A 22,715-nucleotide genomic window follows, 5' to 3' on the forward strand; every position below is an offset into this window, starting at 1 on the left:
AGGGGCAGCTGCCCCTCCAGGACGCAGACCAGCAACCTCATCCGCTGTAACTCCTTGGGAGTCATCGAAATCATGTCCTTCTTCATGGGGGACATAATCGCTAAGCAGTTACAGGGGACAAAGTCGCTAAGCTAATACAGAGGCGCGACGGCGATTCGTCAATTCGCGGCCAGCGCTTCGAACACCGGCCGCAAAGTCGGATAAAGATCGCGGTAAACCCGGTACAAATCCCGGTAGGTTTGCGTTTCGGCCGGCCGCGGTTGATGGCGCTCGCCTTCGCGCACCGCCAGCTCGCAGGCCGCGCCGACGTCCGGGAACAAGCCGACCCCGACGCCGGCTAAAAGAGCCGCGCCCAGCGAAGCGCCCTCGACGATATTGATGGTCGCCACCGGCGTCGCCAGCACGTCGGCCAGGATTTGCCGCCAAAGCGGCGAACGCGCGCCGCCGCCGGAAACCCGCACGTCGGCGGCGATCAAGCCCAGTTCGCGGATCAACTCGAAGGAATCGCGCAGGCCGAAACAGACGCCTTCCAGCACCGCGCGGATCGTATGCGCCTTTTCGTGGCGCAACGAAAGGCCGAGGAAAGCCCCGCGCGCCCGCGGGTCCGGGTGCGGCGTCCGTTCGCCCGAAAGGTAAGGCAGAAACAACAGCCCCTCGCAGCCCGGCGGCGCCTTCGCCGCTTCCGCCGTCATCAGCTCATACGGGTCGACGCCCAGGGTCGCCGCCGCCGTTTTCTCCTGCTTGCCGAACACGTCCCGGTACCAGCGAAAACTGCCGCCCGCCGCCAGCATGACGCCCATTACGTGCCACAAACCGGGAGCCGCGTGGCAGAACGTATGCAGCCGCCCGCGCGCATCCACGAGCGGCCGGGCGGTCGGCGCAAAAACCACTCCCGATGTCCCGAGCGAAACGGCCACCCGCCCTTCGCGGTAGAGCCCGGTGCCGATCGCCTGCGACGCCTGGTCCCCGCCGCCGGCGACCACGGGCGTCCCGGCGGTCAGACCGGTAGCCGCCGCGGCCTTGGCGTGAATCCGCCCGGCGACGGCCGTCGATTCGACGCTCGGCGGCGCCCAGGCGCGCGGAATGCGGGTGGCGTTGAACATATCATCGGACCAGCGGCGCCGCGCCACGTCGAATAACGACGTGCCGGAAGCGTCGGACACCTCGGTGGTCATTTCGCCGGTCAGGCGATAGCGGACGTAGTCCTTCGGCAAAAGAAACCGCGCGGTTCGGTGAAAGATCTCCGGCTCGTGTTCGCGGACCCACAGCAGTTTGGGGAGTGTGAATCCGGGTAAAACCGGGTTGCCGGTCCAGGCCAGCAAGGTTTCCAGGCCCAGTTGCCGCGTCAGCGTGTCGCATTGCGGACCGGTTCGCTGATCGTTCCATAAGATGGCTGGGCGCAGCACCTCGCCGGCCTGGTCCAGTAACACCAGCCCGTGCATCTGCCCCGACAGCCCGAGGCCCGCCACCTCGGCCGCGCGAACCCGCCCCTTGGTCAGCACCTCGCGCAGACAGGCGACGGCCCCCAGCCACCAATGCTCGGGATCCTGTTCCGCCCACAGCGGTTGCGGCGTCGCCAGCGGATAGGCCGAAGTCGCGGCGGCGATTTCCCGGCCGGTCTCGTCGATCAGCACGGCCTTGGCCGCCGAGGTCCCGATATCGATCCCCACCAGGCAGTTCATTGCTTCGCCCTAACTACGAGGCAGTGGCGGCAGCGGCGACAACCGTTGCGGATGCAGCGCCCGCATCCGGATCAGGTAGCTTTCCAGCCAGCCCCGCGCTTTGTCGGGATGGTTGACGGCCCAGACCACCCGTTCGTGATCGAGGTGATTGACGCGGTCGTTCGCGGCGCGAATCGCATCCATCGAGTTGACGATCGCCGGCGCGGGGTTCATCCGCTCCGGATTGATATCGATGCCGAAATACCCGCGGTAACCATGCATCTTCAGAACGTAAAGCGCGGCCTCGAGTTGCTCGGGAGCGACGACGCCGACGTTCAGGTCCTGATCGTAATTGCCCAACGGCTGGCTGTTGACGTGGCAGTGGGCGAGCCGGCCATATTCCATGATCTGGCTGAAGGCGTAAGGCAAATCCTCGTAAGCCATCAGCATGTGGCCGATTTCCGGGTTCAGAGCCACCAACGCCTGCCCCTGGCGCAGCAACTCGCGGTTGCGGTCGTTGCGCAGCAGGCTCTCGACTTTCATTGCCAAGAGCAGACCTTCGGGCGTCGTCCCGTAGAAATGCCGGCCGCGCGGTTCATAGGGCTTGGGTTCGAACGCCAGGCGGATGCCGGGAACCATATCCATCGCCTCCGCCAGACTCTCGGCAAAGCGGTCGCGCGCCGCGATGAGGTCCATGCCGAAGGGATTTTCGTAACCGTCGATTCCCGACCAGACGATCGTGAAATCGGTGTCCAATTCCTCGTTGAGTCGCAGGCACTCGATGGTCCGCTGCACGGCGGCATGGCGCACGGCTTCGAGCGGCGAACTCAGAGCCCCGAATTCGAAGCGCGCGTCGTAAAACAACTGCGGCACCACACTGATGATGCGCAGGCCGCTGTCGGCGCAGTATTTTTTCCATAAGTCGAGGTTCGCCTCGTTGATCTCGGTCGGATAATGAGCCTCCAGGCCGGACAAGCCGTCGGGGACGAGACGAGCGGCGATTTCCAACCGGCGCTCGATGTCCAAATCCGCCCGGTACTTGTCGTGGAAACGGCTGCCGGCGGGCGAAAAGAACCAGATGCCGGCCGAGAATTTCAGCTCCAGGGCGAATTCGTTCAGATGACGGATCATTTCATCGGGCTTCCGGCGGATTTGCTGGTAGGTCAAATTCGGCAGAGCCATCGGATTCTCCTTATTCGGAAAAGGCTATTACCCGGATTGAATTCAGAGTGCTTGGGAGAGCCGTTTTTGTCAATCAGCGGTTCACCGGTCGAAAGGTTCAGTAGGTGCCCAAAAGGAAAACAAAGGGGAGTACATACCTAAACTAAATTCTAGAAATTATTGTTCATCTATTTGAATAATATATGTTTTTCACATCACAAATTTGCATTTTAACGAATCCTCTTGAAGCATTTTTTCGAAGCGGTTGAAAAATAGGCAGGAAAGGGCATTTTCCACTGAGTGCCAAAATTATTGTATTTTTCACATTCATGGTTATCCACCAATAATGCTTGAGAATTACTGGCGATTGTGACATTCTTACGCGAATTATCAATAGCCGTTTGGGGATTCACAGCATGCGACCGACACCCATGGTCATTTCTTTAGCCGATGAACACCCCGCCAATGTCGCCATGTTTTTACTGGATGATCGCGGACAAATCCTTTTTTACAACACGGCCGCCGCGAAAGTCGCCAGTCTGCAACCTGAGGAAATTTTGGGCAACTCGATCAATCGAGTCGCCGGAATCCATCTCTTTTCCGCGGAACACTCTTCCTTCCCTCATTTTTCAACGAACAATGGAACCGCCGATTGCCCGCCATCGATTCATTGGAAGATCGAGCCGTTTGGGGATTTCCAAGACGACCGAGCCCGCTATCTCGCGCTGGGCATACCGGTCTCGCCGATTGTTGAATCCGCCGCTGTGGCCAAGGATTCGTTGCATCACTTATCGAAGCTGGCCAATAAAATTCCCGTCTTCGTCGCCCTGCTCGACGATCGGAACCGTTTTCTGTTCGCGAACCAAACCGCTGTCGACTTTTTCGGGCTGCAGCCGGCGGAAATCGTCGGCCGGCCGTTTGCCGAACTCATCGATCACGAGATCGACCAACGCTTGCTGAAATTCGCCCGCCGGGCGCTGGACGGCAAGTTGGCGCGTTTCGAGACGACCCGGCGGGATCGCATCGGCCGCGACCGGGTTTACGACGTTTTGCTGATTCCCAATTCCGGCCAGACCGAAGACGCCCGAACCTTCTTCATGATCGGCCAGGACATCACCGACAAGCGCATCGCCGAGAACGCCCTGCGCCAGAGCGAGGAACGGCATCGATTTCTCTACAACAAGACCCCGGTGATGCTCTTTTCGATCGACGCCGCCGGGCGGATTCTGAATGTCAGCGATTATTGGCTGGACGAATTGGGATACACCCGCGAAGAAGTCATCGGCCGGGAAACGACCGATTTTCTCGGCTACTCCTCGCGGCGCGAAATGAACGAGAAAATCCTGCCGGCGTTGTTCCGGATCGGACAATGCAAAAACGTCGAATGCCGCTTCGTGAAAAAGACCGGCGAAATCAAAGACACCTTGTTGTCGGCCATCGCGGAGCGGGACGGTTACGGCCAGTTCACCCGCGTCCTGGCGGTTCTGATCGACATCGAGGATCGCCTCATCGCCGAGGATGCCCTGCTCGAAAGCGAGCAGAAGTATCACTCGCTGCTGGAGAACATCGCGGTCGGCGTCTACCGCACCACGATCGACGAGCCCGGCCGTTACTTGCAGGCCAATTCGGCCTTGGCGCACATGCTCGGCTACGACTCGGTGGACCAGCTGCTTTCCATTCCGGTCGCGGACTTGTACGTCGATCCGGCGGAACGCAAGGCCGTCATCGAAAAGCTGATGGAACACGGCGAGGTCAAGGACTTCGAACTGCGCCTGCGCCGCAAAGACGGTTCGAGTTTCGCCGTGTCCTGCAATTCCCGGCTGCATCGCGACGAAAAAACCGGCAACCAGTGGATCGACGGGGTGATCAAGGACATCACCGAACGCAAGCAAGCCGAGGAGAATCGGCGGCAGCTCGAAGAACAGTTGCGGCAGTCGCAGAAAATGGAGGCGGTCGGGCGGCTGGCCGGCGGCATCGCGCACGATTTCAACAATATTTTGACGGGCATTCTCGGCTACGCCGACCTCATGCTGGCTTCGGTCGGCGACGGCAACCCGCTGCGCGGCGACATTCAGGAAATCAAGCGCGCCGGCGGCCGGGCGGCGGATTTGACGCGGCAATTGCTGGCTTTCAGCCGCAAACAAATGATTTGCCCGGTAGTGCTGAACGTGAACGAAGTCATCGCCCATTCGCAGAACATGCTGGGGCGGATCATCGGCGAGGACATCGCGCTGCGGGTGACCGCGGCGCCCGATCTACGCCCGATCAAGGCCGACGCAGGCCAGCTCGAACAAGTGCTGGTCAACCTGGCGGTCAATTCCCGCGACGCCATGCCCGCCGGCGGCGAATTGCTCGTCGAGACGGCCAACGTGGAGTTCGGAACCATGTACCTGCGCCTGCATCCGGAGGTGGCGGATCGGCCTTACGTGATGCTGGCCGTCAGCGACACCGGCTGCGGCATGGACGCGGAAGTGAAAAGCCACCTTTTCGAGCCTTTTTTCACCACCAAGCCCAAGGATAAGGGAACCGGTCTGGGGCTGGCGACGGTCTACGGCATCGTCACGCAGAACAACGGCTTTTTACACGTCTATTCCGAGGTCGGGATCGGGACGACGATAAAAATCTACCTGCCGTGCGTTGACGAGCCGCCCTCGCACCTGCGGGATCTGCACCCCGAGGAATGGCCGCGCGGCCGGGAAACCATTTTGCTGGTCGAGGACGAGGACATGGTGCGCACGTTCGCCAAGACGATCCTCCAGCGGCAGGGATACACCGTTTACGAGGCGACGAACGGCGGAGAGGCGCTGCTGCTCATGCAGAAAATAGGCGACCAGGTCGATCTGCTGTTCACCGACGTGATCATGCCCAATCTGAACGGCAAGGAATTGTATCAGCAACTGCGGCGCCTGCATTCGGGTTTGAAGGTGCTGTACATGTCGGGTTACACCGAAAGCGTGATCGGTACTCAGGGCCTGCTCGACGAGGGGATCCACTTTCTGCAAAAGCCGTTCAACATCAAATCGCTGGCCGGAAAAGTCCGCGAGGCGCTCGATGACTGAGCGCGGCGCTTACGGCAGCAGGCGCAATTGTTCGAGGCTGTCGACGCCCAGTTCGCCGCCCACGAAGGCGATGTTGTACTTCGTCTGGACGATCGATTTGACGACTCCCGGCAGATAGTTGCCGTTCTGAAACTGCGCCAGGACCCGGACTCCGGGTTTGATCTCGCCCGCCTGCGGCGGTTGATCGAGCACGATTTTCTCTTTCGGATAGCAGCCCTCGACATCGCCGTCGAGTTTTACGGACAAACCGCCCGGACAATCCTTCATGATCGTGCCATGATGCCAATCATCCGTCCCGATCGCGGCAAAGACCTCGCGGCCCGGGGTCAGCTTGGATTCGAACATCCCGCAAGCCGCGGCGAAAGATACCACCAACAACCCGGTAACCAGCAGCATCGCTCGCTTCATCGTCAAAACCTCCCCGGTTGGTCGCCGACTCCCTCATATCGGCCGAATGGGTCTCAGACTTGATATTCTCGCGAAAAACAGGTCGTTCGCCAACCGCATATTTACACCCTGGGCAAAAGGATCATTCCTGATTAAACTGGCGCGCAAATGACGCACGTTAAACTACATCGCCGCATCAGCCTGATCGAGAACATGAAGATCTCGCTGCGCGCGGTCGGCGCGAACAAGCTGCGTTCCGGCCTGACGAGCCTGGGCATCATCATCGGCGTCGCCACCGTGATCGCCATGCTGTCCATCGTCGGCGGCATCAACCAGATCGTCTCCAGCGAGTTCGAACGCCTCGGAGCGAACGTTTTCATTTTACAGAAATACCCGGCGATTTCGATCACCTTCGATTGGCATAAGTTCCACAACCGGAAGGATCTCGAAATCGAGGACGTCGAGGCGCTCAAGCGTTCCTGCCCCTCCCTCGACCTGATCAGTCCGCTGATTTTCAACTGGCGCGGCGACGTCGTGCATGCCGAGGGCAAGAAGACCGATCCCGACGTGCAGGTGGCCGCGGTGACCGAAACCTACCTGCCGGTGAGCGGCATGTCGCTGGACCTGGGCCGCAATTTCCTGCCGCAGGAAGCGGTCGCCGGCACGCACGTCGCGGTGCTGGGCTACGATGTCATGGAAAAATTGTTCGCCTTCGGCAGCCCGATCGATCGGTTCATCCAGGTCCGCGGCGATCGCTACCGCGTGATCGGCCTGGTCGAACGGCAAGGCGCGATTTTCGGCGAAAGCCGCGACAACATCGTCGCCATTCCGTTCGGCGCGTATGCCAGCAAGTGGCAAATCCGGGACCAACTCGAAATCTACCTCAAGGCGAAGGAAGGCGTGCCGGTCGAGCAGGCGATGGACGAAGTGCGGGCGGTGATGCGCATCCGCCACAAGCTGAAGCTGACCGAAACCGACGACTTCGAACTGGTCACCCGCGACAGCCTGATGAGCACTTACCAGAGCATGACCGGATCGATTTTCATCGCGGCGATCGGCATCGCTTCGATCTCGCTGCTGGTCGGCGGCATCGGCATCATGAACATCATGCTGGTCTCGGTGCGCGAGCGCACCCGCGAGATCGGGGTCCGCAAGGCGCTGGGCGCGCGCCGGCGCGATATCTCCCGCCAATTTTTGATCGAGTCGATCACCCTGTCGCTCCTCGGCGCGACGATCGGCATCGCTCTGGCCCTGGGGTGCTTGAAACTGGCGACCTCCTTCACCGACAGCCTGCCCGTGACCTATTCCAGTTCGAGCGTTTTGCTGGCGGTGGGTTTCGCGATGCTGGTCGGTGTGTTCTTCGGTGTCTACCCGGCGCGCAAGGCCGCCGCCCTGGATCCGATCGAGGCGCTGCGGTACGAATAATCCCCCCGGCCCATTGCCTGCCGACCCGACTACTTGATAAAACGGAATCAGAAAACCAAGGAGCAACCATGCGCCGAACCGTGCTGATTCTATTTTGCCTCGCCCTCGCGAGTGGCATCGCCTGGCGGTCCGTCGCGGCCGCGCGGGCCGACGACGATCCCGCCCTGCTGGCCAAGGCCCAGGCCTACGATACCGGCGTGCGCGACCGGCACGTGCCGGGATACGGCGGCATCGTGCAAGCGCTCTACGAAACCGAGGATCTGCAGACCATCCTGATGTATCGCGGCCAGGGCGATTCCACCATGTGGACCTCCACCTACGGCGCCTCGCAGGCCTTCCGTTACGCGGTGACCGGCGACGCGGACGCCAAGGCCAACGCCATTGCCGCCGTCCAGACGTTGAACGACCATTTGCGCGTCACGCAGACCACCGGCTACGTCGGGCGCTACGTCGGACCGGTCAGCGACCCGGCCTTCTGGCTCGATTACGCCGGCAGCGAAATCCTGCTGTACGGCTCCGGCCTCTGGCTCGGCACCTTCTACCTCTCCAACAGTTCTTCCGACCAATACGACGGCTTCTTTCACGGCCTTTCGGTCATCTACGATCTGGTCGACGACGCCCCGACGCGCGCGCTGATCAAGTCGATGATCAAGGAAGTCATCGACAAATTGCGCGCCAGCTACTGGTTCATCCTCAACGAGGACGGCCTGCCGACCACCGCCGCGCCGCAGATCGACGGCACCGAGCGGATCGCCTTCGCGCTGATCGCGGCGCATATCCTCGACACCGAGGAGTACTGGAATCTTTACGCGCAGGTTTATGAGGAGGAGAAACCGGGCTTGCCGCTTTCGGCGATCTCGTTCTTCAACAAGTACACCGAATATTTCGCCAACAACCTGCGGCACCAGAATTTCTATACGCTCTTCACGATGGATCCCGACGACGAACGGGTCGCCTACTTCTTCCGCGTATTCATGGACAAGGTCCGGCCCTGGGTCGAAAACACCCACAACGTGTATTTCGACTGGGTTTACCTGACGGCCTGCCAGCGGCTCGACCGTTGCCGGGGCTCGCAGGCGATCATGGAAGACGGCGTGGCGATGTTGGGGCAGTTCACCGAGCCGCCCAACCGCGAAATTCACATCGATCCGCCGGCCGCCGCGGTCGACCCGATTTCGCAATGGCTGGTCGATTTTCAGAGCACCCTCCCCGATTGGCTGGGCGATCTGCTCGATTTTCAATTACAGGCCAAGGAAGCCTACCCGGTCGAATACCGCTGCCGGCAGGAATATTTGTGGCAACGCAGTCCGTTTCAGATGCAGTGCGCCGGATTCCTGCCGCAGCACGTCATGCCGGGCGTCGATTACCTGATGGCCTACTGGATGGGCCGCTATTACGACTACCTGGAACCGCACGACATCGACGGCCCCCCGGATGACGACACTACCGACGACGACAATGATGACAACGACGACAACGATGATACCGCCGGCACCGACGACGATACGCGGACGGACGACGACACCACTTTACCGCCGGATGATGACACCTCGGGAAATGCCGAGGACAACGATGACGATTACGGAGACACCTGCTGCGGCATCTGACGCGAGGGCCCATGATCGAATCGCCGAGCCAGCTTTATTTTTTGAACTGGACCTTCTGGTTGCAAACCGGCATGGCGGTCGTCTGCGGCGCGTTGCTGGGCCTGGAACGCCAGATCCACGACAAACCGGCGGGCGTCCGCACGTCATTGCTGATCTGCGTCGGCTCCTGCCTGTTCGCGCTGCTCCCCGATATGCTGACCCGCCTTCATCCGAGCGCGCCGCCCGATTTTTCGCGCATCGCCGGCCAAGTCATCACCGGCGTCGGTTTTCTCGGCGCCGGGGCGATCATCCATCAGGGGTACAGCGTCTACGGCCTGACCACCGCGGCGACCATCTGGCTGGCATCCGGCATCGGGCTGATCATCGGCCTGGGCTATCCCTACACGGGTTTGGTGATCACGCTATGCGCGATCGCCACCCTGGTGCCGCTCGGCTGGTTGGAACATCGCTTCTTCGGACATTCAAAATAGGCGGAGCGGCGCCTCGGCTTCAGGGCCGGTCGCTCCGGTTGTAAGCCTCGGTGGTTCCGGCCAGATCGGCATAACGCGTCCGGGCGCCCGCGGTCGGCATCGCCAGCAAATCCAGCACGATCGCCCAGCCGGCAAACAGGTAGAAGATCGGCGCCGGTTCGGCCAGAAAGAACAGCAACAAACCCAGACAGGCGATGGCGTCGGCGAACGCCCAGCGAATGAGATAGGCGACGAAAAACGCCGCGCGCCGGGCCAGCAGCCGCGGAAAGAGAAAACTCATCACCGTGAGCAGCAGGCCGACGCCCAGAAACGCCCAGCGCAAGGGCGCGTATTGCCCCGCCGATTCGGCGGCGGTGGTGACCGGCGGCACGACAAACGAGATGCCGACATAGAAAAAAATCGACATCAGCAGGGAAAACCAAAGGATCCAGACGACCAGCGGGGGCAGTTGCCGCAATTGCACTTGAGGCTGGGGCATGCTTACCTCCGCGAATTGTCAAAAAATGAAACCCCGGCGCCCGATCGCCGCCCGCAATCGTCTATTGAATCGTCTCGAGCGTCTTGATCGTTTCCATCATCAAGGCGACCGCGCCTTGCAGCGTGTTGACTTCGAAGGAGAACTTCGCCCCGGCGGCGGCGAACAGTTCGGGCAGTGAAACGGTGCCGCCCAGCGCCAGCGCCCGGCGGTAATCGGCCAACGCCTGGGCGTGGTTTTTCAGCGACCGCCGCCAGACCTGCACGGCGCCAAGTTGGGCCAGGCCGTATTCGATGTAGTAGAACGGATAACGGTGGATGTGCAGCTTGCGATGCCAGCCGGTCGCCATCACTTCTTCAAAGCCGCGGTAATCGACGTTGGGCATGAACCGCCACCACAGTTCGGTCCATTTGGCGTCGCACCGCGCGGGGTCGGAAGCCTCGCGGTGATGCGTGTAAACCCAGTGCTGGAACATGTCGACCACCGCCATGTACGGCCAGAACATCAGCGAATTCTGCAGGTGCTCGAGTCGGGCGCGCGCCGCGTCTTCCCGCGTGTAAAATCCGCCTTCCAAGGCTTCCAGTTGGGGCGCGGCCAGTAGTTCCATCGCCATCGAGGCGACCTCGGCGAATTCCATCGGCACTTCTTTTTGCTGCTCGTACGGCAGGTGATCGGCGGCGAAGACGTGGAACGAGTGGCCCGATTCGTGCAGCAGGGTTTGCACGTCGTCGTGCAGCCCGACGGCGTTCATGAAAACAAACGGCCGGCCGGCGACCGCGAAGGTGGTGCAGTAGCCGCCCGGCGCCTTGCCTTTGCGGTTTTCGAGGTCGAGCAGTTTCTCGTCGCGCATGGTCTGAAAATATTGGCCGAGTTCCGGATCGAGCCGCCGGAAAATCGCGGCGGTCTTTTCTTCGAGTTCCGCGACTTCGCCGAACGGCCGGAGCGGCGGCCGGGCGAACGGATCGACGTCGAGATCCCAGGGGCGCAGGGTTTCCACGCCGAGTTGCCGGCGCCGTTTTTCGTACAACATCGCGGCGGCCGGCACGACCACGTCGGCGATGGCATGGGCGAAGGTTTCGCAATCGGATGGGTTGTAATCGAAGCGCAGCAGTTGCTTCCAGCGGTAGTCGCGATAATCCTCGTACCCGGCGTTGGCGGCGATTTCGCCGCGCAGTTTCATCAGCTTGACCCAAACCCCGTTGATCGCCGCGCGATCCGCCAACTGCCGTTCGGCCGACAGCCGCCAGGCGGCCTCGCGCTTCGCGCGATCGATTTCCTGGTAGACCGGCCGTAATTGGGTGATGGTGATTTCCTTGCCTTCCCATTGCACGGTCTGCGCGCCGATGATGCGGTCGTATTCGTTCGCCAGCCGGCGTTCTTCCGTAAACAACGGCAGATTCGCCTCGCGGAAGATTTCCGCCTCGGCCTTCATGTTGCGAATCGGTATGGCGAAGCTGTTAGGCCGCATCCCGCAGGACAGCAGCTTTTCCTTGAGCTTCTGACCGGCGGCCCGCGCCCGGGGAATGATGTTTTCAAGATAGGCCAGATATTTTTGTTCCGCCGCGGTGTCCGTGGTATCCAGCGTGGTCGCCACCTGGAGCCGCTGCAACGATTCGTCAATCAACTCATTGACGCGCGTCCAATCCTTCAACCACGTCGAAAGATTGATCTCATAGATCTGGCGATCTGCCAGATCGGCGAAAAACGGCTCGATGCGTTCCCACGGCCAATCCATGAATTCAAATACCGTTTTTGGCAAATCATCGAAGCGAATCCGCACATCGGCCATCGGAAGACCCCGTTTCTAAATAATAAAATCGTGGTTTAACCTTTCGATTGTTAGCTTGGGATTCTTTGCGCTAAAATGCAAACGAAAAATCCGGAATTGAGCAATAAAAAAGCGCCCAATTCTTTTCTGAAAAATATTATCCATCGGTCGTCCGATTATCGGGAGAAGGCAAAGTTGGATCTGTTAGCGTCGGCTCGAAAACGTATTCTTTTGCTTGACGGCGCCATGGGCACCGAGATTCAATCTTTGCGCCTACCGGACGAAGCCTTCGACGGGAAAACCGGCTGCAACGAAATACTCGTTCTGACCGTACCGGAAAAAATCCGTGAAATTCATTTGAATTATCTGCGCGCGGGCGCGGATGTGATCGAAACCAATACCTTCGGCGCCAATCCGCTCGTCCTGGCCGAATACGGGCTGGCCGAAAAAACCGAAATAATCAACGAAACCGCCGCCCGCCTGGCGCGTGAGGCCGTCGCCGAAATCGGCACCGCCGACCGGCCGCGTTTCGTTTCGGGCTCGATCGGGCCGGGAACCAAACTCCCGACCCTGGGACAGATCGGTTACGAGGAATTGTTCGAGAATTATTCCCGCCAGATCGCCGGCCTACTCGACGGCGGCGTAGACCTGCTGCAGATCGAAACGGTGCAGGACCTGTTGCAAGCCAAGGCCGTTCTCGCCGCGGCCGCGGCCGTCATGGCCCGCAAGCGGCGCGTGCCGCTGTACGTTTCGGTGACGATCGAACAAACCGGCACGCTGCTGACCGGCACCGATCTGCCGGGCGCGATCGCGATTCTCGAACCCTTCGGCATCGATATCCTGGGGCTGAACTGCGCCACCGGCCCGCTGGCGATGCGCCCGCACCTGGAAACCCTCGCCGGACTCTGGCCCGGATTGATCGGCGTTTACCCCAATGCCGGCCTGCCACTGCCGTGCGCGACCGGGATCTGCTATCCGGAATCGCCGGAAGCCTTTGCGCAAACATTGCGCCGTTTTCTCGCGGAACTGCCGATTCATTTCGTCGGTGGTTGCTGCGGCACGACGCCCGCGCACATCCGCCGCCTGGCCGCCGCGATCGCGGAGTTGCAACCGCTGCCGTCGCGGGCCGTCGCCGTGCCGGCGCTCGCCAGCCTGTTTAACGCCGTCACGATCCGCCAGGATCCGCCGCCGCTGTTTGTCGGCGAACGCGCCAACGCCACCGGCAGCAAGGCCTTCCGCGACGCGCTGCTGGCCGGCGATCACGACGCGGCGTTTGAAATCCTGAACGAGCAGGCCGATTACGGCAGTCACGCCGCCGACCTGTCGGTCGCCTACGCCGGCCAGGATGAAGCGGCGCACATGGACGCGCTGATGCGGCGCGCCGCCAAGGAATGCCGGCTGCCGATTTTCATCGATTCGAACCTGTCCGCGGTGGTGGAAATCGCGCTTCGGCGGTATCCGGGCCGAGCGGTGATCAATTCGATCAATCTCGAGGACGGCGGCAAGCGGGCGGCGGCGATCTGTCCCCTGGCCCGCCAATTCGGCGCCGGGATCATCTGCCTGACGATCGACGAGGACGGCATGGCGATGACCGCCGACCGCAAGGTGTCGATCGCCAAACGGTTGGTCGAGCTGTGCGTCCGGGAATACGGCCTGCGCCCGCAGGACCTGTTCATCGACACGCTCACCTTCACCATCGGCTCGGGCGATCCGAGCCTGCGCGGCGCGGCGGTGGAAACGATGGAGGCCATCCGGCGCGTCAAAGTGGAAATCCCCGGCGTGCACTGCCTGCTGGGCTTGTCGAACGTCAGTTTCGGGTTGTCGCCCAAGAGCCGCAAGGTGCTCAATTCGGTGTTTCTGGATTGTTGCCTGAAAGTCGGCCTCGACGCGGCGATTCTCAATCCCAAGCACATCTTTCCGCTGGCGCAATTGAACGAGACCGATGTCGAGCGCGCACTCGATCTGATTTACGCCCGCTCGGCCGACGGCCGCGATCCGCTGGAGGCGTTCATCAACCATTTCGCAGGCCGGCCCGAACTGGAAGACGAAAAACAGACGGCGGCGCTGCCCCCGGCCGAGGCGGTGTTTCAGGGCATCACTAAGGGGCAGACCGCGCTCGTGCTGAAAAACCTGCCGGCGCTGCTCGCCGCGCGTTCGGCGGAAGACATTCTCAACGACTTGCTCGTCCCCGCCATGAAGCAGGTCGGCGAATGGTTCGGCGCGGGAAAAATGCAATTGCCCTTCGTGCTGAAAAGCGCCGAAGCGATGAAACGCGCGGTGGACGCGCTCAAGCCCCATTTCGGGGCGGCCGGCCCGGCGGGCCCCGCGAAAAAACTGCTGCTGGCCACGGTGCGCGGCGATGTGCACGACATCGGCAAGAACCTGGTGGACATCATCGTCGGCAACAACGGTTTCGCCGTGGCCAACATCGGCATCAAGGTGCCGGTCGAAGTCATCATGAGCGAGACGAAAAAACAGGGCGCCGACGCGGTGGGCATGTCCGGCCTGCTGGTCAGTTCGGCATTGATCATGGCCGAAAACCTGCGGGCGATGACCGACGCCGGTCTGACGCTGCCTGTGCTGGTCGGCGGGGCCGCGCTGACGCCGGAATTCGTGCGCGACACGCTGGCGCCGGCCTACCCGAACGGCACGGTCACTTACTGCGCCGACGCCTTCGCCGGCCTGCAAGCCATGCAGGAAATCGCCGCCGGGCGCTCGCCCGTCTCGCCGGCGCCGTCAACGGAAAGCCCGTTGACCCGCGATTCCTACGCGCCGGAGCCGCTACGCATCGCCCGGATCGAGGCGCCCGTTCCGCCCTTCTGGGGCAGCCGGGTCACGCGATCGCTGCCGCTGGATTCGGTGCTGAGCTACGTCAACAAAATCGCCTTATTCCGCGGGCGCTGGGGTTACCGGCGCGGCGACCTGCCCCGGGACGAATTCCAGCGCCTCATGCGGACGGAAGTGCAGCCCAAATTCCGCGAGCTGGTGCGCGTGGTCAAAGCCGAAAAACTGTTCGCGCCGCAAATCGTCCACGGCTATTTCCACGGCCGTGCCGAGGGCGACGCGGTGGTGGTCGAACACGAGGGGCGCGTCTGGCGGTTCCCCTTCCCGCGCCGCCGGACCGAGCCGCGCCTCTGCCTCGCCGATTTTCTGCGGCCGGACGACGACACGGTCGGCTTTTTCGTCGTAACGCTCGGCGGCGCGACGGCGGAACGCGGCCGGGAGATTTTCGCCCGGCACGAATACCTCGACTACTTCCTGCTGCACGGGCTGGCGGTCGAGGTGACCGACGCGTTGGCCGAATACGCGCACGAAACGATGCGCCACGAGCTGGGCATCGGCGAACCGCGACGCCTGAACTGGCAGGAACTGGTGACGCAAAAATATCGAGGCAGCCGGTACGGCTTCGGTTATCCGGCCTGCCCCGACCTGGCCGCGCACCGGGCCGTCTTCGATCTGCTGCAACCCGAACGCCTCGGCGTTGAGCTGGCCGAGTCCGATCAGCTGGTGCCGGAGTATTCGACGGCGGCGATCGTGCTGCACCATCCGCAAGCGAAGTACTTCGCGGTGTAAAAGAACGCTTCTATCCGGCGGCGTTTTGTTTTATTGTGCATCCCATCCGGGAGGGTGAACCGCAACCATGGCCGCGAAAACGTTGGTGGAATGGATCAAGGACCGGGTCGTCATTTTCGACGGCGCGATGGGCACGGAACTGTACAAACGGCATCAGTTCGTCAACGTCTGTTACGATCAACTCAGCCTGACCCAACCGGAGATCGTCAAGGAAATTCACCGCGCCAACAAACGCGCCGGCGCGGACGTCCTGACCACCAACAGTTTCGGCGCCAACCGCCGCAAGCTGTCGGGGTTCTTGCTCGGCGATCAGACCTTCGCCATCAACAAGGCCGCGGCGGAAGTCGCCCGCGAGGTGGCCGGCGACGAATTGCTGGTCGCCGGCAGCGTCGGCCCGCTCGATCTGAGCGTCGGCATGGGCGGTTTCCCGGAAGACCAGGCGATTTCGCTCTATATGGAATCCATCCACGGCCTGAAGGAAGGCGGGGTGGATTTCATCATCTTCGAAACCTTCAGCCGCCGCGAAAACCTGCTGGCCGCGATCCGCGCCGCCGCGCGATTGGAAATGCCCTACATCCCCAGCATGGCGGTCGGCGAGCAGGGCATCACCCGCCACGGCGAGACGATCGAACACTTTTACGCGCCCTTCCCGGCCGATCTGCCCGCGCCGCTGCTGCTCGGTTTCAACTGCGGCGTCGGCCCGGCCGAATGGCTGGAACTGCTCGAACGTTTCGTGCCGGGTTCGCCCTACCCGGTGCTGGTGCAACCCAACGCCGGCCTGCCCAAGTTCGTCAACGACCGGATGATCTACATGACCAGCCCGGAATATTTCCTGACCTACGCCCTGCATTTCGTGCAGATCGGCGTACGGGCGATCGGCGGTTGCTGCGGCACCGGGCCGGAGCACATTCACGAGTTGACCGCCGGCGTCAAAGCGCTGCACAAAAAGCACGTCGAGGTCCGGGAACTCTCGCGGGAAAAGGTCGAATTGCGGGAACCCTGCCCGACCGAAGTGAAATCGCGTTTCGCCTGGAAGCTCGCCCACCGGCAATGGGTGACCAGCATCGAGATCGTGCCGCCGCTCGGCTTCGACATGAACCCGACGGTCGAGCGCGCCCGCGCCTGCAGCATCCAGGGCGTCGACGCGATCAACATCCCCGACGGTCCCCGCGCCAGTTCGCGCGTCAGCCCGCTGATCGCCGCGCTGACGATCCAGCAACGCGTCGGCATCGAGGTGATCCTGCACCTGACCTGCCGCGACCGCAACATCATCGGCATGCAATCCGACCTGCTCGGCTGCGCGGCGGCCGGCATCAGCAACGTTTTGATCATCACCGGCGACCCGCCCAAACTGGGCGATTATCCCTTCGCGACGGCGGTGTTCGACCTGGACGCCATCGGCTTTACCAGCATCGCCGCGCGGCTCAACCGCGGCGTGGATATCGGCGGCCATCCGGTCGATCCGGCCACCTGTTTTTTGATCGGCGTCGGCGCCGACCCGTCCCACCTTGATCAAAAACGGGAAATCGACCGGCTGCACCAGAAAATCGCGGCCGGCGCGGAGTACGTAATCACCCAACCGATCTTCGACGTCGACGTCCTGATGCGTTTTCTGGAAAAGATCGGCGATCTGCCGGTGCCGATCATCGCCGGCATCTGGCCGCTGGCCAGTTTGCGCAACGCCGAGTTCCTCAACAACGAAGTGCCGGGCGTCACGGTACCGGCCTGGATTCTCAAGCGCATGGCGGCGGCCTCGGCCAGCAAGGAAGCCGCCCGCGCCGAAGGGATCGCCATCGCCCGCGAACTGCGCGACCAGATCCGGCCGCACATCGCGGGCATTCAGGTCAGCGCCCCGTTCGGCAACGTTCAGACGGCGCTGGCGGTCACCGCGCCCTGACGAGGTCTGCCGATGGATGACAAATGGGTGTGCATCAACTGCGGCTTCATTTACGACCCGACGCACGGCGACCCGGCGCGCGGCTTTCCGCCCGCCACGCCGTTCGAGCGCCTGCCCGATAACTGGACGTGCCCGATCTGTTACGCGGCGAAGTCATCGTTCGATCGCTTGTAGCGCGTCCGGATCCGGCGGACACCGATGAAAAAAACGACCCTGTTCCTCCTGTTTCTCATGAACGCGATCTGGGGCGGCACGTACGCCGCGGTCAAATCGATCATGCCGCACGCGCCGTACTACCTGGTCACTTCGACCCGCTACCTGCTGGCCGCGATTCCGGTGCTGCTTTATGTCGGCCGGCGTTACGGCCTGCGCATGAGCCGCGGCGATTACCTGCGCTGCCTGATCATCGGCTTGTCGACCCTGGTCTTCAGCCCGCTGCTGATGTACACCGGCGTCAACCTCGGCCGTTCGGCGGATGCCGCGATCCTCACCGCCACCGAACCGCTGCTCGTGGCCCTGGGAGCGTATTTCTACCTGCGGGAGCGAATCGGCGGCCGGACCGTGGCGGCGCTGTTCATCGCCTTCACCGGCGCCCTGCTGTTGTCCGAATTCTGGCACGAAAACGGCCTGGTCAATCCGGCGGCCATCGCCCTGATCGCCACCGCGGTCCTTTTTGAATCGACCTATTCGGTCCTGAGCAAGGAACTGCTGGCCCGCCACGAACCGATCAAAATCCTGGCGGTCGTCCTGCTTTCCGGCTCGCTCGTCAACGCGACGGCGATCACCTTGCTCGGCTGGTGGCCCGGGCTCGCCGGCTTGAACGGCGTCGATTGGCTGGTGCTCGTCGTCTACCTCGTCCTGATCTGCACGGTTTTCGGCTTCGCCTTCTGGAATTTCGCCCTGCGCCGCAACGCGACGGCCAACGTTTCCCTGACGATTTTCGTGCAGCCGCTGTTCGGCCTCCTCATCGGCTGGGTCTGGCTGCGGGAATCGCCCTCGCTCGGCCAATTGGCCGGTACCATGATGATCCTGGCGGCACTGACTATCGCTTTCTCCGGCCAAACCGCCGGGCCGGACCGCGATCTGCCGCCGGCGCCCCCGTCCGTCTGACCACCCGCGGTCGTCACTGGCCCGCCCCACCGGCCGGTAAACCGGCAAATTAGTGAATTTGACATCAAGCGAATCATGGGGATAATCATCCCGGGGAGACTAACCGGCCCGGGACACCGTCCTGGCCTGCGATCGCGAAGCAGAGAAGGAGCGAATGCGATGAAACCGAAACGGATTCTCCTGTGGATGACGGCAATTCTGTTATTGGCCGCTTCCCCGTTGTTCGCCGAATACGGAGATTGGGAAAAAATTTACAGCATCGGCGGAACGCCGGGATTCTCCAACGCGGCTTTCATGAGCCTGGGCATCGGCGATCCGGACAACCTGTACACCGCCGGCATTCAGCAGACCGGCGGCATGTCGATCACTTACGCCTGGGACAGCCACGACGGCGGCTACACCTGGTCGCCGCTGATCGAAACCTCCGCCAGCGGTGAAGGCTGCGACATCATGTCGCTGTTTTCCTTCGTGATCACCGCCGGCGCGACCAATGCCGACTCCGCGGTATTCGCCGGCATCCAGGTTTCGCCGGAATGCATCGAGGAAAACGAGTTCCCGGCCTGCATGTTCAAGTGCATGTTCCTGCTGGAACCGGTGGTGCACATCACGACCGACGGCGGCGAGACGACGCAGCAAGCCACGATCACCGGCGCCGGCATGTACAACATGATCATGGCGTTCACGTTCGTCGATGAAACCATCGGCTACGGCGCCGGCGTGCCGAACCTGCTGGTGCGGACGCAGGACGGCGGCCTTTCCTGGACCAAGCTGGCCGCCCCCGGCAACATCGCCACCTACTACAACGACGTGCAATTCTTCGACGCCAACACCGGCTACCTGGTTTCCGGCGTCCCGGAAGAAGAGAAAAAATCGGGCGATTCGCCGCGGGAAAAATACGAAGAACTGATGTTCGCCCTGAAATGGATGAAAGACCCGATCTTCCGGATGAACTGGCGCGAACAGCATCCGGACCAGGACGACAAAGGCCAGCTCGGCAAATTCTGGCGCACCACCGACGGCGGCGGGACCTGGGAAAATCCCTTCTCTTACGCCAACGCCAGCTTCCTCAATATCGAAATGGTCGACGAGGAAACCGGCTTCATCCTCGGCGAACCGCACACCGGCACGTATCCGGTCATTCTCTTCAAAACCACCGACGGCGGCGACACCTGGACCGATATTTCGGCGCGCCTGCCGCAGGATCTGCCCAATGTTTTGAAATGGGCGGTTTCCTCACTCGCCTTCCAGCCGATTTTCGGCGAAACCGGCTTCATCGGCGGCGTCGGCCAGAGTTTTTCCGGTTACCAGCCGATCCTGTTCTACACGGCGGACCTGGGCGAATCCTGGCAGTTTGACGAAACCGTGACCGACCTCGCCAACCCGATCATGCAACTGAAATGGGCGAATCCGAAAACCGCCTTCACCGTCGGCTTCGAGCTCTCGGTCTTCAAATACACGCAGGAAAACGTGCCGCCGATGGCCGATGCCGGTGAGGATGGCGTTGGTGAAACCGGCCAGGAAATCACCCTGGACGGCTCGGCTTCGTTCGATTACGACGACGATCCGCTGACCTATCACTGGACGCAGATCGACGGCCCGAACGCGACCATCGCCGATCCGACCGCCGCCGTGACGACCTTCGTCGTTTCCGACCCCGGCTCACCGATCTTCCAATTGACCGTCAACGACGGCCAGGAAGACGGCTCCGATTCGGTGACCTACACCGTCACCCAGGGCGCCGACGATGACGACACCGGCGCCGACGACGACAACGCCGACGACGACGCTTCGCCGACCGACGACGACAACGCCGACGACGACGATGACGACGACAACGGCGGCTGCGGTTGCTGATCGATTCAATGAGTTGGAAGCAGCCCGGTCGGAAACGGCCGGGCTTTTTTATTGACCCACAAAAACGGCGCGAACCGCCTTACCCGTTGATCATCGACAGGCACAAGACGGCAAAAAACGCGATCAGCAGAAAATAGCGTTGCGCGTCGGTCGCGAGTTGAAAGACGAGTCGGAGATCGTTCGGCATCGCTTGCTCCCCCAAGCAACTGCCCGAATCATAGGCGCGCCGCCGCGGCATCGCAAGGTCTTCGGCTCCGGCAAGCCGACTTTGCTTGCATTCGCCGGGTGGCTCGTATAAAAACCAAAGTCGAGTGCTTCGGTAGAGTTTTCAAGGAGCGGGCATGTCGGCTGATTATCAACGATTGATCGCGCATTTGCGCGATTACAAAAGGGCCGCGATCGCCTTTTCGGGAGGCGTGGACTCGTCGTTGCTGTTGGCGGCGGCGAAAGACGCCCTGGGCGACGAGGTTTTAGCGCTGATCGGCGTTTCGCCGACCCTGCCGCAACGTGAATTGCGGGAGGCGCAGGCGCTTTGCGACACCCTCAAGGTTCGTTATCAACTGGTGCAAACAGCCGAAATGGACGATCCGCATTATCGGGCCAACTCCGATCGGCGCTGCTACTATTGTAAAAAATATTTGTACCAGGCCTTCTTGCAGGCCGCCCGAAACCACGATTATTCGACCGTTCTCGAAGGCAGTAATCGCGACGATTTGAGCGACTACCGTCCGGGGATGGAAGCGCTGCGCGAACTGGGCATCCGCTCGCCGTTCGTCGAACTGAACATCGGCAAGGAGCAAATCCGCCAAATGGCCCGCGAGCGCGGCCTGACGGTGTGGGACAAACCCGCGGCGGCCTGCCTGGCTTCGCGCATCCCTTACGGCGAGCCGATCGACGCGGAAAAACTCGCGCGAATCGAACGGGCCGAGGACTCGCTGCACGATCTGGGCTTTCGCCAGGTGCGCGCCCGCGACCACGGCGGCCTGGTGCGGATCGAAGCCGCGCCGGAGGATTTGCCCAAACTGCTCGACCCCGCCAAGCGGGAAGCCGTCGTCACGGCCATGAAAAGCGCGGGCTACCTCTATGTCTCCCTGGATTTGCAGGGTTACCGGCGCGGCGCGATGAACGAAGCGCTGCCCCCGGCGGAAAACGATGAACCGAAGTGAATCGCCGACCGTGCTGGTCGCCATGAGCGGCGGCGTGGACAGCACGGTCGCCGCGGCGCTGCTGCGCGAACAGGGCTACCACGTCGTCGGCGCGACCCTGCGCCTGCACGATCTCACCCCACCCGGCGCGGCGGCCGCCTGCGGCGACCCGTCCGGCGTGGCGGCGGCGGAACAAGCGGCAAAATTCCTGGGCATCGAGCATCGGGTGATCGACGGCCGCGACCGCTTTCGCGAGGCCGTGCTCAAGGCCAGTTGGGACGATTACGCGAACGGCCGGACGCCCAACCCGTGCACCTGGTGCAACCGCGAACTCAAGTTCGGTTTCCTGTGGGAAACGGCCCGCGACCTGGGCGCGGCAATGATCGCGACCGGCCATTACGCCCGCCTCGTGCCGGGCGAAGGCGCCGTCGAACTGTATCGCGGCCGCGACCCGCAGAAGGATCAATCGTATTTTCTGTTCGCGCTGACCGCCGAGCAGCGGGCCCGCTCGCTGTTGCCGCTGGGCGAATACACCAAGCCCGAGGTGCGCGAACTGGCCCGCCGCCTGGGCGTGGCCAACGCCGAGCGGACCGAGAGCCAGGACGCCTGTTTCGCCTCCGGTGACGAAATTTTCGCCGAGGATCTGCGCCGCTTTTTTCAGGCGCCGGGCCGCGCCGGAACGATCGTGGATGAAAGCCGGCGGATTTTAGGCCGGCACGAAGGCCTGCACCGCTTCACGATCGGCCAACGGCAGGGTTTGGGCGTCGCCCTGGGAAAACGGGCCTGGGTCGAGCGGATCGACGCGGCCGACGCAACGGTGGTTGTCACGACCGATCCTGAACGGTTGCGGGCGAGCGGTCTGGTCGCCGCGCCGGTGTGCTGGTCGCGCGAACCCTGGGTCGGCCCTTGCGAAGTGCAGATCCGCTACCGGCACAAAGCGTCGCCCGCCCGGATCGAGATGGCGGATGCCGCGACCGCCGTGGTACGCTTCAATCAACCCTTGCGAGCGGTGACGCCCGGCCAAGCGGCGGTGTTCTACGACGGTGACCGCGTCATCGGAGGCGGCTGGATTCGGGAAGCGCTCGTCGGCGCCGAATGACCCTCTTTTCACGAGGAGCCAAGC

The 22,715-nt window shown here is 62.2% G+C and carries 16 protein-coding genes; 11 read left to right on the top strand and 5 right to left on the bottom strand.

Going from position 1 to position 22,715, the window contains the following annotated elements:
- Nucleotides 1–158: 158 nt before the first annotated feature.
- Nucleotides 159–1,682 carry a xylulokinase gene (gene xylB / locus GX444_20135; protein NLH50892.1) on the bottom strand — a complete coding sequence of 508 codons (1,524 nt, stop codon included), beginning with the start codon at nt 1,680–1,682 and terminating at the stop codon, nt 159–161.
- 9 nt (nt 1,683–1,691) lie between these two features.
- The gene (locus GX444_20140) at nt 1,692–2,843 is read right to left on the bottom strand and encodes a TIM barrel protein (GenBank protein ID NLH50893.1); all 1,152 of its coding nucleotides are present in this window, start codon (nt 2,841–2,843) and stop codon (nt 1,692–1,694) included.
- A 395-nt stretch (nt 2,844–3,238) separates the two neighbouring features.
- On the opposite strand from GX444_20140, the gene GX444_20145 reads away from it, so the two are divergent.
- The gene (locus GX444_20145; GenBank protein ID NLH50894.1) at nt 3,239–5,881 is read left to right on the top strand and encodes a PAS domain S-box protein; all 2,643 of its coding nucleotides are present in this window, start codon (nt 3,239–3,241) and stop codon (nt 5,879–5,881) included.
- A 9-nt stretch (nt 5,882–5,890) separates the two neighbouring features.
- Here the strand turns inward: GX444_20145 and GX444_20150 are convergent, their stop codons facing one another.
- On the bottom strand, nt 5,891–6,289 hold the full coding sequence (locus GX444_20150) for a hypothetical protein (GenBank protein ID NLH50895.1): 399 nt from the start codon (nt 6,287–6,289) through the stop codon (nt 5,891–5,893).
- A 147-nt stretch (nt 6,290–6,436) separates the two neighbouring features.
- Here GX444_20150 and GX444_20155 point away from each other — a divergent pair, with 147 nt between their 5' ends.
- From GX444_20155 to GX444_20165, 3 genes are all read left to right on the top strand, one after another.
- Nucleotides 6,437–7,693, top strand: coding sequence for an FtsX-like permease family protein (locus GX444_20155; GenBank protein ID NLH50896.1), 1,257 nt, complete (start codon nt 6,437–6,439; stop codon nt 7,691–7,693).
- 68 nt (nt 7,694–7,761) lie between these two features.
- Nucleotides 7,762–9,300 carry a hypothetical protein gene (locus GX444_20160; protein NLH50897.1) on the top strand — a complete coding sequence of 513 codons (1,539 nt, stop codon included), beginning with the start codon at nt 7,762–7,764 and terminating at the stop codon, nt 9,298–9,300.
- 11 nt (nt 9,301–9,311) lie between these two features.
- A complete protein-coding gene (locus GX444_20165; GenBank protein NLH50898.1) occupies nt 9,312–9,770 on the top strand; it encodes an MgtC/SapB family protein in 459 nt (152 codons plus the stop codon).
- A 19-nt stretch (nt 9,771–9,789) separates the two neighbouring features.
- Here GX444_20165 and GX444_20170 read toward each other — a convergent pair whose 3' ends face one another.
- Both GX444_20170 and GX444_20175 read right to left on the bottom strand, forming a co-directional pair.
- On the bottom strand, nt 9,790–10,248 hold the full coding sequence (locus tag GX444_20170) for a hypothetical protein (protein ID NLH50899.1): 459 nt from the start codon (nt 10,246–10,248) through the stop codon (nt 9,790–9,792).
- A 61-nt stretch (nt 10,249–10,309) separates the two neighbouring features.
- Entirely contained in the window at nt 10,310–11,980 is a 1,671-nt protein-coding gene (locus GX444_20175; protein ID NLH50900.1) for a M3 family oligoendopeptidase, read from the bottom strand.
- Between the two features lie 228 nt (nt 11,981–12,208).
- On the opposite strand from GX444_20175, the gene metH reads away from it, so the two are divergent.
- The 7 genes from metH to mnmA all read left to right on the top strand — a co-directional run bounded on the left by metH (nt 12,209) and on the right by mnmA (nt 22,691).
- Nucleotides 12,209–15,586 (top strand): methionine synthase, encoded by a 3,378-nt coding sequence (gene metH / locus GX444_20180; protein ID NLH50901.1) that lies wholly within the window; start codon nt 12,209–12,211, stop codon nt 15,584–15,586.
- A 67-nt stretch (nt 15,587–15,653) separates the two neighbouring features.
- Nucleotides 15,654–17,483: a bifunctional homocysteine S-methyltransferase/methylenetetrahydrofolate reductase gene (locus tag GX444_20185; protein ID NLH50902.1), complete on the top strand. Its 1,830-nt coding sequence runs from the start codon at nt 15,654–15,656 to the stop codon at nt 17,481–17,483.
- Between the two features lie 12 nt (nt 17,484–17,495).
- The gene (locus tag GX444_20190; GenBank protein NLH50903.1) at nt 17,496–17,657 is read left to right on the top strand and encodes a rubredoxin; all 162 of its coding nucleotides are present in this window, start codon (nt 17,496–17,498) and stop codon (nt 17,655–17,657) included.
- A 24-nt stretch (nt 17,658–17,681) separates the two neighbouring features.
- On the top strand, nt 17,682–18,593 hold the full coding sequence (locus GX444_20195; GenBank protein ID NLH50904.1) for a DMT family transporter: 912 nt from the start codon (nt 17,682–17,684) through the stop codon (nt 18,591–18,593).
- Between the two features lie 159 nt (nt 18,594–18,752).
- Complete coding sequence (locus GX444_20200; GenBank protein NLH50905.1) at nt 18,753–20,447, top strand: hypothetical protein; 1,695 nt, start codon at nt 18,753–18,755, stop codon at nt 20,445–20,447.
- A gap of 341 nt (nt 20,448–20,788) precedes the next feature.
- Nucleotides 20,789–21,613, top strand: coding sequence for an ATP-dependent sacrificial sulfur transferase LarE (gene larE, locus GX444_20205; GenBank protein NLH50906.1), 825 nt, complete (start codon nt 20,789–20,791; stop codon nt 21,611–21,613).
- Nucleotides 21,600–22,691 (top strand): tRNA 2-thiouridine(34) synthase MnmA, encoded by a 1,092-nt coding sequence (gene mnmA / locus GX444_20210; GenBank protein NLH50907.1) that lies wholly within the window; start codon nt 21,600–21,602, stop codon nt 22,689–22,691. Before larE ends, mnmA begins: the two co-directional genes overlap by 14 nt.
- Nucleotides 22,692–22,715 lie beyond the last annotated feature (24 nt).

Source organism: Myxococcales bacterium (assembly GCA_012517325.1).
Lineage (GTDB): Bacteria > Lernaellota > Lernaellaia > Lernaellales > Lernaellaceae > JAAYVF01.

What these genes read in the sequence shown, in the direction of transcription:
- GX444_20200 (NLH50905.1), top strand. Translation starts at nt 18,753, where the DNA reads ATGAAACCGAAACGGATTCTCCTGTGGATGACGGCAATTCTGTTATTG.
- GX444_20155 (NLH50896.1), top strand. Translation starts at nt 6,437, where the DNA reads ATGACGCACGTTAAACTACATCGCCGCATCAGCCTGATCGAGAACATG.
- GX444_20190 (NLH50903.1), top strand. Translation starts at nt 17,496, where the DNA reads ATGGATGACAAATGGGTGTGCATCAACTGCGGCTTCATTTACGACCCG.
- larE (NLH50906.1), top strand. Translation starts at nt 20,789, where the DNA reads ATGTCGGCTGATTATCAACGATTGATCGCGCATTTGCGCGATTACAAA.
- GX444_20165 (NLH50898.1), top strand. Translation starts at nt 9,312, where the DNA reads ATGATCGAATCGCCGAGCCAGCTTTATTTTTTGAACTGGACCTTCTGG.
- GX444_20170 (NLH50899.1), bottom strand. Translation starts at nt 10,248, where the DNA reads ATGCCCCAGCCTCAAGTGCAATTGCGGCAACTGCCCCCGCTGGTCGTC.
- GX444_20145 (NLH50894.1), top strand. Translation starts at nt 3,239, where the DNA reads ATGCGACCGACACCCATGGTCATTTCTTTAGCCGATGAACACCCCGCC.
- mnmA (NLH50907.1), top strand. Translation starts at nt 21,600, where the DNA reads ATGAACCGAAGTGAATCGCCGACCGTGCTGGTCGCCATGAGCGGCGGC.
- GX444_20195 (NLH50904.1), top strand. Translation starts at nt 17,682, where the DNA reads ATGAAAAAAACGACCCTGTTCCTCCTGTTTCTCATGAACGCGATCTGG.
- GX444_20175 (NLH50900.1), bottom strand. Translation starts at nt 11,980, where the DNA reads ATGGATTGGCCGTGGGAACGCATCGAGCCGTTTTTCGCCGATCTGGCA.
- GX444_20150 (NLH50895.1), bottom strand. Translation starts at nt 6,289, where the DNA reads ATGAAGCGAGCGATGCTGCTGGTTACCGGGTTGTTGGTGGTATCTTTC.
- GX444_20140 (NLH50893.1), bottom strand. Translation starts at nt 2,843, where the DNA reads ATGGCTCTGCCGAATTTGACCTACCAGCAAATCCGCCGGAAGCCCGAT.
- GX444_20185 (NLH50902.1), top strand. Translation starts at nt 15,654, where the DNA reads ATGGCCGCGAAAACGTTGGTGGAATGGATCAAGGACCGGGTCGTCATT.
- xylB (NLH50892.1), bottom strand. Translation starts at nt 1,682, where the DNA reads ATGAACTGCCTGGTGGGGATCGATATCGGGACCTCGGCGGCCAAGGCC.
- GX444_20160 (NLH50897.1), top strand. Translation starts at nt 7,762, where the DNA reads ATGCGCCGAACCGTGCTGATTCTATTTTGCCTCGCCCTCGCGAGTGGC.